Source organism: Streptomyces sp. NPDC033229 (genome assembly GCF_055576875.1).
On sequence record NZ_JBVIQR010000024.1, the window covers coordinates 25,583 to 36,327 of the forward strand.

The 10,745-nt window shown below is 68.7% G+C and carries 14 protein-coding genes; 8 read left to right on the forward strand and 6 right to left on the reverse strand.

The features are described from left to right. Positions 1-93 precede the first annotated feature (93 nt). Positions 94-273, reverse strand: coding sequence for a hypothetical protein (locus tag ACZ53N_RS21310; protein WP_469142399.1), 180 nt, complete (start codon positions 271-273; stop codon positions 94-96). A 477-nt stretch (positions 274-750) separates the two neighbouring features. Between ACZ53N_RS21310 and ACZ53N_RS21315 the strand changes: the two genes are divergently transcribed. Next, positions 751-1,539 carry a phosphotransferase family protein gene (locus tag ACZ53N_RS21315; protein WP_469142400.1) on the forward strand — a complete coding sequence of 263 codons (789 nt, stop codon included), beginning with the start codon at positions 751-753 and terminating at the stop codon, positions 1,537-1,539. A 104-nt stretch (positions 1,540-1,643) separates the two neighbouring features. Here the strand turns inward: ACZ53N_RS21315 and sodN are convergent, their stop codons facing one another. Next, positions 1,644-2,039 carry a superoxide dismutase, Ni gene (gene sodN, locus ACZ53N_RS21320; protein ID WP_130879876.1) on the reverse strand — a complete coding sequence of 132 codons (396 nt, stop codon included), beginning with the start codon at positions 2,037-2,039 and terminating at the stop codon, positions 1,644-1,646. 142 nt (positions 2,040-2,181) lie between these two features. Here sodN and sodX point away from each other — a divergent pair, with 142 nt between their 5' ends. Beyond that, the gene (gene sodX / locus ACZ53N_RS21325; RefSeq protein ID WP_469142482.1) at positions 2,182-2,655 is read left to right on the forward strand and encodes a nickel-type superoxide dismutase maturation protease; all 474 of its coding nucleotides are present in this window, start codon (positions 2,182-2,184) and stop codon (positions 2,653-2,655) included. On the opposite strand, the gene ACZ53N_RS21330 is transcribed toward sodX, so the two are convergent. After that, positions 2,538-3,188 carry a CGNR zinc finger domain-containing protein gene (locus ACZ53N_RS21330; protein WP_469142401.1) on the reverse strand — a complete coding sequence of 217 codons (651 nt, stop codon included), beginning with the start codon at positions 3,186-3,188 and terminating at the stop codon, positions 2,538-2,540. The two genes, sodX and ACZ53N_RS21330, sit on opposite strands and share 118 nt — an antisense overlap. A 102-nt stretch (positions 3,189-3,290) precedes the next feature. Here ACZ53N_RS21330 and ACZ53N_RS21335 point away from each other — a divergent pair, with 102 nt between their 5' ends. The 5 genes from ACZ53N_RS21335 to ACZ53N_RS21355 all read left to right on the forward strand — a co-directional run bounded on the left by ACZ53N_RS21335 (position 3,291) and on the right by ACZ53N_RS21355 (position 5,666). Beyond that, positions 3,291-4,049 carry a class I SAM-dependent methyltransferase gene (locus tag ACZ53N_RS21335; RefSeq protein ID WP_469142402.1) on the forward strand — a complete coding sequence of 253 codons (759 nt, stop codon included), beginning with the start codon at positions 3,291-3,293 and terminating at the stop codon, positions 4,047-4,049. A 123-nt stretch (positions 4,050-4,172) separates the two neighbouring features. Beyond that, positions 4,173-4,526, forward strand: a complete 354-nt coding sequence (locus tag ACZ53N_RS21340) for a hypothetical protein (RefSeq protein WP_469142403.1) — start codon at positions 4,173-4,175, stop codon at positions 4,524-4,526. A gap of 31 nt (positions 4,527-4,557) precedes the next feature. Further along, a complete protein-coding gene (locus ACZ53N_RS21345; RefSeq protein WP_469142404.1) occupies positions 4,558-4,914 on the forward strand; it encodes a hypothetical protein in 357 nt (118 codons plus the stop codon). Positions 4,915-4,945: 31 nt separating this feature from the next. Continuing rightward, on the forward strand, positions 4,946-5,287 hold the full coding sequence (locus tag ACZ53N_RS21350; RefSeq protein WP_469142405.1) for a hypothetical protein: 342 nt from the start codon (positions 4,946-4,948) through the stop codon (positions 5,285-5,287). Between the two features lie 31 nt (positions 5,288-5,318). Then, positions 5,319-5,666 carry a hypothetical protein gene (locus ACZ53N_RS21355; RefSeq protein WP_469142406.1) on the forward strand — a complete coding sequence of 116 codons (348 nt, stop codon included), beginning with the start codon at positions 5,319-5,321 and terminating at the stop codon, positions 5,664-5,666. Positions 5,667-5,751: 85 nt separating this feature from the next. On the opposite strand, the gene ACZ53N_RS21360 is transcribed toward ACZ53N_RS21355, so the two are convergent. From ACZ53N_RS21360 to ACZ53N_RS21370, 3 genes are all read right to left on the reverse strand, one after another. Next, positions 5,752-6,513, reverse strand: a complete 762-nt coding sequence (locus ACZ53N_RS21360; protein WP_365214852.1) for an amino acid ABC transporter ATP-binding protein — start codon at positions 6,511-6,513, stop codon at positions 5,752-5,754. Beyond that, a complete protein-coding gene (locus ACZ53N_RS21365) occupies positions 6,510-7,406 on the reverse strand; it encodes an amino acid ABC transporter permease (RefSeq protein WP_469142483.1) in 897 nt (298 codons plus the stop codon). The genes ACZ53N_RS21360 and ACZ53N_RS21365 overlap by 4 nt, the downstream gene beginning before the upstream one ends. A 459-nt stretch (positions 7,407-7,865) precedes the next feature. Next, positions 7,866-8,831, reverse strand: coding sequence for an ABC transporter substrate-binding protein (locus ACZ53N_RS21370; protein WP_469142407.1), 966 nt, complete (start codon positions 8,829-8,831; stop codon positions 7,866-7,868). A 586-nt stretch (positions 8,832-9,417) separates the two neighbouring features. Here ACZ53N_RS21370 and ACZ53N_RS21375 point away from each other — a divergent pair. Continuing rightward, the gene (locus tag ACZ53N_RS21375; RefSeq protein WP_469142408.1) at positions 9,418-10,629 is read left to right on the forward strand and encodes an NAD(P)-dependent malic enzyme; all 1,212 of its coding nucleotides are present in this window, start codon (positions 9,418-9,420) and stop codon (positions 10,627-10,629) included. Positions 10,630-10,745: the final 116 nt, after the last annotated feature.

Sequence of the window (10,745 nt, forward strand, 5' to 3'; positions counted from 1 at the left end):
TCAGCATTGCCTGGCGGAGACCGCTTCCTGAAGATCAATTCAGGTTGATTCGCGGGCCGTTCCGGTCTCGCCGCTGGGCGCCACGCCCTACGTTCACAGGTCCGTCTCCGCCATTTCGACAATGCGTCGGGGTTCGGCGATGTGCCCTGCGAGGGCCTGGCGACCCACGCCGGTGAGGGCGAGCCAGGCGTGGGGGCAGGAACTGCCGCGGACCTTCGTGACCGTGGCGTACCCGGCCGCCACGCAGACATGTACCCCCAATACGTTGATCACCCACCCGAGGGTCCGATCGTCGCCATTGAAGTCAGTGCGGGGAGCGGGTAGGCGTTCAGAGGCTGATGGGGCAGCGGGCTGTCGTACGCTGCTCGGGCAGACAAGTGGTGAGCAGCCAAGGCAAAGCGGCCACTGTCCGGCCTCGGGCCACCGTGGCCCCCAATGGAATGATCAGCGTCGAGCACCCGAACGGCCACACCTGGAAGACCTGTGCCGTCCGGGCCGCCAATTCGGTCGAACGGCTGAATCTCTTGGCTGCGGACGCGGCGCAAGCGAGCCGCTTCCCCCGGAGCGAGGATGTCGGATGATCCTTCACTCGATCACCGGAATGCGAGGAGGGCACCATGAGCGACGATTGCGACCACGACTGGGCCCAATGGAGTGGCGCGACGCGATGCCGTAAGTGCGGAACCACGCAGTAGTTCGGCCAATAGTGGGGCGGGGCTGACAGCTCCCGCCCCACCAGGGAAGAACCCCATGACACCCCGCACCCACTGGAACGACCTACCCCATTCCCTCCGCGCCGCCGTCGAAGCCCGCACCGGGCCCGTCATCGCCGTGGGTGCCGTCCCGCACGGCCTCAACTGCGCCACGGCCACCACCCTGACGACGGCCGGGGGCTCGACGTTCGTGAAGGGCGTGCCCCTGCACGACGCCGAGGCGTGCGCCGCGCAGCGGTGGGAAGCGATGGTGAATCCCTACGTCCTCGACGTCGGCCCTCGGCTCCGCTGGCGGATCGCGGCCGACGGCTGGGAATTACTCGGGTTCGAGCACATCGAGGGACGCCACGCGGATCTGTCGCCCGGGTCGGCCGACCTGCCACTGGTCGCGGAGGTACTCCGTACGGCCCAGAACCTCCGCGCCCCGCGACACACCACCCTGCCCAGGTTCGCGGACCGCTGGACGCGGTTCCTCGGCCCCGCGGAGCTCCGCCTCCTGGACGGTGAGACGCTCCTGCACACGGACACCAACCCGCACAACCTCATGGTCACCGACGGCCGGGCGTACCTCGTCGACTGGGCGACGCCGGCCCTCGGCCCCGCCTGGGTGGACATCGCCTACACGGCCGTACGGCTGCTCGAAGCCGACTGCACTGCCGATGACGTCCGGACGTGGACCGCCCGGCTTCCCTGCTGGGCATCGGCGGACCCCCAAGCCGTGGCGGCGTTCGTCTCGGCGAACTGCCGCCAGTGGGAGACCGTCGTCGGCCCCGCCGCCGCGCGGTCGAGCAACGCCCGATTCGCCGCGCTGCTCGCCATGGTGTGACGGTCGGGCAGCCCGGGAGAACGACCGCACCCGGTCCGTCATGGGCTCCCTGTCAGGAGCCCTACGGGCCGGGTGCGGACAAATACGGTGGGCCTAGGCCCACGTCACGCCTTCTTCGTCTCCCAGAAGATCTTGTCGATCTCCGCGATGAGCTCCAGCGCCTTCTCACCGGTCTTCGGGTCCGTCGAGGCCTTGGCGGTGCTCAGGGCCTTCAGGGTGTCGTTGACCAGCTGGTGGAGCTGGGGGTACTTCTCGAAGTGCGGCGGCTTGAAGTAGTCGCTCCAGAGCACCGAGACGTGGTGCTTGGCCAGCTCCGCGCGCTGCTCCTTGATGACCGTGGCGCGGGCGCGGAAGTGCGCGTCCTCGTTGGCCAGGTACTTCTCCTGGACTGCCTTGACCGACTCGGCCTCGATGCGGGCCTGGGCAGGGTCGTACACGCCGCAGGGGAGGTCGCAGTGGGCGCTGACCTTCACCTTGGGGGCGAACAGGCGGGAAAGCATGTGCTGTCCTTCCTCGTGATCGTCTTCTCAGGTGCGAGATTACTCGGTGTGGGAAGGCTTTTCTCGGGTGCCCCGGGGGGCTTAGGACAAAAGACCGGTGACAGTCTGGGACCGGTGGCGGAACGGACCGGGAGGTGCCGTGGTGCAGGAGCAGGTGGACGAGCGCGGTCAGGAGCTGGAGCGCGAGCGTCGCGGACTGCTGCGGATCGGGCTCGCCGAGGTCTACAACCCGTCGATGGTGCCGACCCTGAACCCCGGGGATCAGATCGTCGTCCAGTACGGGGCGACCGTCCGGCCGGGTGACGTGGTGGTGCTGCGGCACCCCTTCCGGCAGGATCTGCTGATCGTCAAGCGAGCCGTCGAGCGGCGGGCCGGCGGGTGGTGGGTGGTGGGGGACAACCCGCTGGTGGAGAACGACAGCCGGGAGTTCGGCACCGTGCCGGACGAGTTCGTGGTGGCCCGCGCCCGGCTGCGGCTGCGGCGGCCACCCGGGGCGGGTCAGCGGTCGGCGGTCGCGCTGCTGTCCTGGATCGCCTCGGCCGTGCGGCCGTTGTCGCCCGAGCCGTCCTCCGGGCGCGTGGCTTCCTGGTTCTCGCGGCGCTTGCGGGCGCGGTAGGCGGCGACGTTGGCGCGGGTGGCGCAGCGGTCGGAGCAGTAGCGGCGGGAGCGGTTGGTGGAGGTGTCGAGGTAGGCGTTGCGGCAGGGGCTCGCCTCGCAGATGCCGAGGCGGTCGACCCCGTACTCCGTGAGGTGCACGGCGAGGCCCATGCAGGCGGTCGCGGTGTAGGACGCGCCGGCGTTCACCGCGTGGTCGGCGATGTGCATGTGCCACTTGGGGCGGCCGTCCTCGTCGCGGAACTCGTGCCCCGAGACCTGCGGGCTGACCGGGAACTCCATCAGCAGCGCGTTGAGCAGGTCCACGGCCCGTACCTCGTCGCCCTCGGACGCCGCCTCGAAGACCGCGCGCAGCCGGGCCCGCACCGCGCGCAGCCGGGTGACGTCGCTGTCGGTCGCGCGCCGCGCGCCCTGGGCGCCCGCGCCGAACAGGTCCCGAACGGCCTCGACGGAGGTGAGCGCGTCCGTGCCGCGCGTGGGCTCCTCGCTGTTGACCAGCCGCACGGCATAGTCCGAGTAATAGGCCAGTTCCACTTGTGGTCCTTACGGAGGCGGTCTAGGGTCGCTGCTGTCGATCAGTAATGGTCGGTTCAGTACCGAGGGTATTACAGGACTGCGCGCGTGGGAGGCACCACCATGACCGGGACCCCGAACACCGACTGGAACGCCTGGCAGGCCAGCTGGGACCGCCAGCAGGAGTGGTACCTCCCCGACCGTGAGGAGCGCTTCCGCGTCATGCTCGACATGGTCGAGGCCTTCGCCGGGGCCGAGGCGCGGGTGCTGGACCTCGCCTGTGGCACGGGCTCGATCTCCGGCCGGCTGCTGGAGCGCTTCCCCAAGGCCGTCTCCGTCGGTGTCGACCTCGACCCCGCCCTGCTCGCCATCGCCCGCGGCACCTTCGCCGACGAGCCGCGCGTGGAGTTCGTGACCGCCGACCTCACCGATCCCGCCTGGACCGCGAAGCTGCCGTACGACTCCTACGACGCCGTCCTGACCGCCACCGCCCTGCACTGGCTCCACCTCGAACCGCTGCGCGCGCTGTACGGACAGCTCGCCGGGCTCGTCCGCGAGGGCGGCGTCCTCCTCAACGCCGACCACATGCCGGACGCCACGACGCCCCGGATCAACGCCGCCGACCGCGCCCAGCGGCACGCCCGCATGGACCGCGCCAAGGCCGAGGGTGCCCTCGACTGGCGTGCCTGGTGGGAGCTGGCCGCCGCCGACCCGGTGCTGGCCGGGCCCACCGCCGAGCGGTTCGCGATCTACGGCGAGCACGCCGAGGGCGAGACGCCCTCCGCCGACTGGCACGCGGCGACCCTGCGCGAAGCCGGGTTCGCGGAGGCCCGCACGGTGTGGCGCTCGCCCTCCGATGCCATGGTGCTCGCGCTCAAGTAGTCCGGCGCCTGAAAAGGTCAACCTCCTTTTTTCGCATGGCAGTTAGCTGCAATCCGGGTGGTGGCGCGATCACGCGGTACGGACGATGAACGGGTTCCTCACCTTTGTGAAAAGGAGATACCCATGCGTTTCGTCAAGTCGGCCAAGCTCGCCGCCGTGGCGCTTGCCGCGGCTTCGGGTGTGGCCCTTGCGATCGCTCCGGCGAACGCCGCCACCACGCCGCTCAAGGCGGTCGAGTGCGACCGTTCCGATGCCACGCAGCTTCAGTTCGAAGGCTTCGTCTCGTTCTTCCCCCTGGGCTGTTTCAAGGGCTCCGGGGACCTGGACGTCAACGTGAAGAACGTGATGTACGGGCGGCCCGGTGACCACTCCGGCTACGTGGTCTTCGCGAACGGCACCAAGGTGTCGTTCACCAAGGGGGGCCACATCAACGTCCCCAGCAACTCGGAGACCGTGGTGCGCATTCACACCGACTGAGCCCGGCCCACGACTGTCAGAAGGAGCAACCATGCGTTTCATCAAGTCCGCCAAGCTCGCCGCCGTGGCGCTCGCCGCGGCTTCGGGCGCGGCCCTCGCGTCCGCTCCGGCGAACGCCGCCACGACGCCGCTGGCGCCGGTCACGTGTGACCGCGAGAACACCACCCAGTTTCAGTTCGAAGGCTTCGTCCAGCCGTGGCCCATGGGCTGTTTCAAGGGTTCCGGGGACCTGGACATCAACGTGAACTACATCTTCTACATGCGGGCCGGTGACCACTCCGGCTACGTGGTCTTCGCGGACGGCAGCAAGGTGTCGTTCACCAAGGGCGCCGCCTTCAGGCCCACCGAGGCCGGCTCGAAGAACGCGGTGCACATCCACACCGACTGAGCCCGCCCACCACTGAGAGAAGGAGATATCCATGCGTTTCGTCAAGTCGGCCAAGCTCGCCGCCGTGGCGCTCGCCGCGGCTTCGGGTGCAGCGCTCGCGTCCGCTCCGGCGAACGCCGCCACCACGCCGCTCACGGCGGTCGAGTGCGCCTCGGGCGCCGGCCAGCTGCAGTTCCAGGCTTTTGTGTCGCTGTGGCCGCGGGCCTGCTTCAAGGGCTCCGGGGACCTGGACGTCAACGTGACGTCTTCGATATTCGGCAGGGCCGGTGACCACTCCGGCTATGTGATCTACGAGGACGGCACCAAGGTGAACTTCACCAAGGGGACGACCTTCGGTTCCGCCAAGACCGTGGTGCACATCCACACCGACTGACCCGCCCCACCCGCTGAGAGAAGGGGGACCCATGCGTTTCGTCAGGTCGGCCAAGCTCGCGGCCGTCGCGCTTGCCGCGGCTTCGGGTGCGGCCCTCGCCATCGCTCCGGCGAACGCGGCCACGACCCCGCTGCACAGGGTCCGGTGCAACCCCGGCGACACGACCCAGTTGCAGTTCCGCCTCTTCATGGGGTCGTCGCTGACGGACCCCTGTTACACGGGCTCCGGTGACGTCGACGTCAACATCACGTCGGCGATATTCGGCAGGGCCGGCGACCGTTCCGGCCATGTGGTCTTCGCGGACGGCACCACGTCGTCGTTCGCGAAGGGCGAGGGCATCACCCTGCGCGGCACGATCGTCCACCTCCACACCGACTGAGATCCGCCCGCCCCCACCGCGGAACAGCGCGGGGGTACGAGCCGTCACGGCCCGTACCCCCGCGCTGTGCGTTCGCGGTGATCCGTCAGAGCACCTTCGACAGGAACGACTTCGTCCGGTCGTGCTGCGGGTTGGTCAGGACGTCACGCGGGTGGCCGGACTCGACCACCACGCCGTTGTCCATGAAGACCAGCGCGTCGCCGACCTCGCGGGCGAAGCCCATCTCGTGCGTCACGACGATCATCGTCATGCCGTCCTCGGCCAGGCCCCGCATGACGTCGAGGACGTCGCCGACCAGCTCCGGGTCGAGCGCGGAGGTCGGCTCGTCGAAGAGCATCAGCTTCGGCTCCATGGCCAGCGCGCGGGCGATCGCCACGCGCTGCTGCTGGCCGCCGGAGAGCTGGGAGGGGTAATTGCCCGCCTTGTCGGCGAGGCCCACCCGGTCCAGCAGCTTCATCGCCCGCTCGCGCGCCACCGACTTGCTGACGCCCTTGACCTGCATGGGGGCTTCCATGACGTTGGCCAGCGCGGTCATGTGCGGGAAGAGATTGAAGCGCTGGAACACCATGCCGATGTCCCGCCGCTTCAGAGCGACCTCGCTGTCCTTGAGCTCGTAGAGCTTGTCGCCCTTCTGGCGGTAGCCGACCAGCTCGCCGTCGACGGACAGCCGACCGGCGTTGATCTTCTCCAGGTGGTTGATGCACCGCAGGAAGGTCGACTTGCCGGAGCCGGACGGGCCGATCAGGCAGAACACCTCACGCGGGGCGACCTCGAGGTCGATGCCCTTGAGGATGTGCGCGGCGCCGAAGGACTTGTGGACGCCCTCGGCCTTCACCATCGCGTTCATGCGCTCATACCTCCGGGGGAACGGTGACCGACGGTCGCCAGGTTCTTCTTGACCTTCTGCCACGGGGTGAGCGGCAGGCTGCGCAGCGAGCCACGGGCGTAGTGCCGCTCAAGGTAGTACTGGCCGACGCTGAAGACGCTGGTCAGGATCAGGTACCAGGTGGCCGCGAGGAACAGCATCTCCACCGTGGCGCCGGTGGTCTGGCCGATGTCCGAGGTGGACCGCAGCAGCTCCAGGTACTGGGCCGCGCTCGCCGCCAGCGACGAGGTCTTCAGCATGTTGATGAACTCGTTGCCGGTCGGCGGCACGATCACGCGCATCGCCTGCGGCAGCACGATCCGGCGCAGCGTCTTGCCCTGGTTCATGCCCAGCGCGTGCGAGGCCTCGGTCTGGCCCTCGTCGACCGACTGGATGCCCGCACGGACGATCTCCGACATGTACGCGGCCTCATTGAGCCCCAGGCCGAGCAGCGCGGCCATGAACGGGGTCATGAAGTCGCTCATCTCGTCCCGGTAGATGAAACCGAGGTTGATGTACGGGAAGATCAGCGCGAGGTTGAACCACAGCAGCAGCTGGACGTAGACCGGGGTGCCCCGGAAGAACCAGATATAGGCCCAGGAGACGGACGAGGTCACCGGGTTCTTCGACAGCCGCATCACGGCCAGCAGGATGCCGAGCACGAGGCCCAGCACCATCGCGAGCACCGAGATCAGGACCGTCTTGCCGAGGCCCTCGACGACCGTCGAATTGAAGAGGTAGTCGGGGATCGCGTTGTAGTTCACGTTCGCCGTGGCGAAGGCGTTCACCAGCAGCGCCAGCAGGCCGAGGACGACGACGGCGGAGACCCAGCGGCCGTAGTGCCGGACGGGGATGGCCTTGATGGCCTCGGGCATCGCGGCGGCGGCCGTCTTGGCCTTGCCCGTGCCCTTGCCGGGCGGCGGGGTGTCGGCGACGGTCCGCTTGCCGGCGGAGGCCTTCGAGTCGTCTCCGCTCTTCTTGTCGAGCGACGGCTTGTCGGCGGCCTTCGCCTCGGCTGCCTTGTCGTCGGCGGCCTTCTTGTCGCCGGCCTCGTCGGCGGAAGCCTTGTCGTCGGAAGCCGCGTCGGCAGGCTTCTTATCGGCGGGCGTCTCGTCGGCGGGCGTTTCGCCAGCCGCGTCGGCGGGCTTGTCGGCGGCCTTCTCAGCCGCCTTCGCGTCACCCGACTCGTCGGCGGGCTTGTCCGCAGCGGGGTTCGCGGCGTCCTTGTTCTCCGGCTCGGGGGAGTCCGGACCCGGCTTGTCGGGCTCTGGCTTATCGGAAGAAGCAGTCACGGGTATGGCCTTTCAGCGTGCCGTACGAGGGGAGGGCAAGGGTCAGGAACCGCCGTTGATCTTGGCTTCCTTGACGGCGCCGGCGTCGACGCCCCAGGTCTTGATGACCTTCTCGTACGCACCGTTCTTGATGATCGCTTCGAGGGCCGCCTTGAGGGCGTCCCGCAGCTGCGCGTTTTCCTTGGAGACGGCGATGCCGTAAGGGGCGGCCTCGACCTGCTCGCCGACCGTCTCGAAGTCCTTGCCGCCGCCGGAGGTCTTCACCGCGTAGGCGGCGACGGGGAAGTCGCTGGAGACGGCGTCGACGCCACCGGCCTTGAGGCGGGTCTGGGCCTCCAGGTCGGTGTCGAAGGCCTCGATCGAGATGGCGTCCTTGTCGTCCTTCTCGCACTTCTCGGACTCGGACTTGGCCAGGTCGTTCGAGACGGTGCCGCGCTGGACCGCGATCTTCTTGCCGCAGAGGTCGTCCCAGGAGTCGATGCCCTTGGTGTCGCCCTTCTTGGTGTAGATCGAGACGCCGGCGGTGAAGTAGTCGACGAAGTCGACGCCCTCACTGATCTTCTTGCCGGTCTTGGAGTCGATGCCGTTCTGCCGGTCCTTGGAGTCGGTCATCGCGGACATCGCGATGTCGTAGCGCTTGGAGCGCATACCGATCAGCAGCGAGTCGAAGGTGCCGTTGTTGAACTCGAACTTCACCCCGAGTTCCTTGCCCAGTGCGGCGGCGATGTCGGGGTCGAGGCCGACGACCTTGCCGTCCTTCTTGAATTCCACCGGCGGGTAGGCGATGTCGGAGCCGACCTTCACGACCCCGGCGTCCTGGATGTTCTTCGGCAGCTTGGCGAAGAGGGGGGCCGAGGAGCCCTTGACGGTCTGGTCGCCGCCGGCGGTCGTCTTGTTCCGCTGATCGCCACAACCGGTCAGCAGGAGAGCGCCGGCGACCGCGATCGCGCCGGCGGCGGCCAAACGACTCCTGGCGGCAGCCGGGCGATGGATGGAGCTTGCGGTCATTGCTGGTTCCTCCTGCGGGTGAGGGGATAGCCGAATGTTCTCGCTGGTCACATGGGATCGGCGCCGAGATCGACAAGCACACGACAGCGGGTGTCGCGACCTCGTGCGGTTGGGGCATCTTGCCATCTGGACTGCACCGTTCGGGGGGCTAGCCAGGTCAAAATCGGATAACGGGTGATCGGCGTGCGGTATCGGGGTGTTCCTACTAGTGGACGACCGTGTTCCCCTTTGGTCCGAGAGGGGCGTGAGACGCACATCACGTACTGCTTGTCTCACTCCGTGGACTTCCGGCACCAGTTGACACGGTTTTCGCCGACAGATGTGCGTGCCGTGGCACACAGCGGCGGATCTCACTCGTCGGCCGTAGCGCTCATTTGATAGAAAAGCCAGTTACACCCCTCACCCGGGGCTCAGGGCGCGTGCGCGGTGCGCGTGCCCGGCGTCCGTATCCCTCGCGCGGCACCACCCCCCGCGCGACACCGCCCGTGCGGCCCATCCGCCGGACCGGTACGGACGTGATGCCCGACCCGCCCTCAAAACCAGGGGCGGCTACCCTCGACTGCAATTCGACAAAGGGGTCAAGAAAGTGGCAGCGGAGATCGTGAATCCTCCCAGCGACAAGAGCACGGACGAGACTCGGGACGAGTTCTTCGATCCGGCCTTCGCGCTGCACCGAGGCGGCAAAATGGCGGTCGTGTCGACCGTCCCGGTGCGTGACAAGGACGATCTGTCCCTGGCCTACACGCCGGGCGTCGCCAAGGTGTGCAGCGCGATCGCGGAGCACCCCGAGCTCGTCCACGACTACACCTGGAAGTCCCAGGTCGTGGCCGTCGTCACCGACGGCAGCGCGGTGCTCGGACTGGGCGACATCGGGCCGGAGGCGTCCCTGCCCGTGATGGAGGGCAAGGCGATCCTCTTCAAGCAGTTCGGCGGCGTGGACGCGGTGCCGATCGCGCTCGACTGCCGGGAGGTCGACGACATCGTCGAGACCGTGGTCCGGCTCGCGCCCTCCTTCGGCGGCGTCAACCTGGAGGACATCTCCGCGCCGCGCTGCTTCGAGGTCGAGCGCAAGCTCCAGGAGCGGCTGGACATCCCGATCTTCCACGACGACCAGCACGGCACCGCCGTCGTCACGCTCGCCGCCCTGCGCAACGCCGCGCGGGTCACCGACCGTACGCTCGGCCAGCTGCGCGCCGTCATCTCCGGCGCGGGTGCGGCCGGGGTCGCCATCGCCAGGATCCTGGTGGAGGCGGGCATCGGCGACGTCGTCGTCTGCGACCGCAAGGGCATCGTCTCGCAGGAGCGCGACGACCTCACGGACGTCAAGCGGGAGCTCGCGGGCTTCACCAACAAGGCGGCCCGGTCCGGGACGCTCGCGTCCGCGCTGGACGGCGCGGACGTCTTCATCGGTGTCTCGGGCGGCACGGTCCCCGAGGAGGCGGTCGCGAAGATGGCGCCGAACGCGCTGATCTTCGCCATGGCCAACCCGACCCCGGAGATCCACCCGGACGTCGCGCACAAGTACGCGGCCGTCGTCGCGACCGGCCGCAGCGACTACCCGAACCAGATCAACAACGTGCTCGCCTTCCCCGGCATCTTCGCGGGCGCCCTCCAGGTCCGCGCCTCGCGGATCACCGAGGGCATGAAGCTCGCGGCCGCCGAGGCGCTGGCCGCGGTGGTCGCCGACGAGCTGAGCGCGGACTGCGTCATCCCGTCGCCGTTCGACGAGCGGGTCGCCCCCGCGGTGACGGCCGCCGTCGCGGCCGCCGCGCGTGCGGAGGGTGTGGCGCGCCGCTAGCGCCTGGCCGGCGGCTTGGCGGGGGTGCACCTCCGCTGCGCGGCGGTGGGGGGAGGGGGGGGGGAGGGAGAGGTGGGGGGGGCGTTGACGGAGAGGAGAAGGGAAGAAAAGCCCGC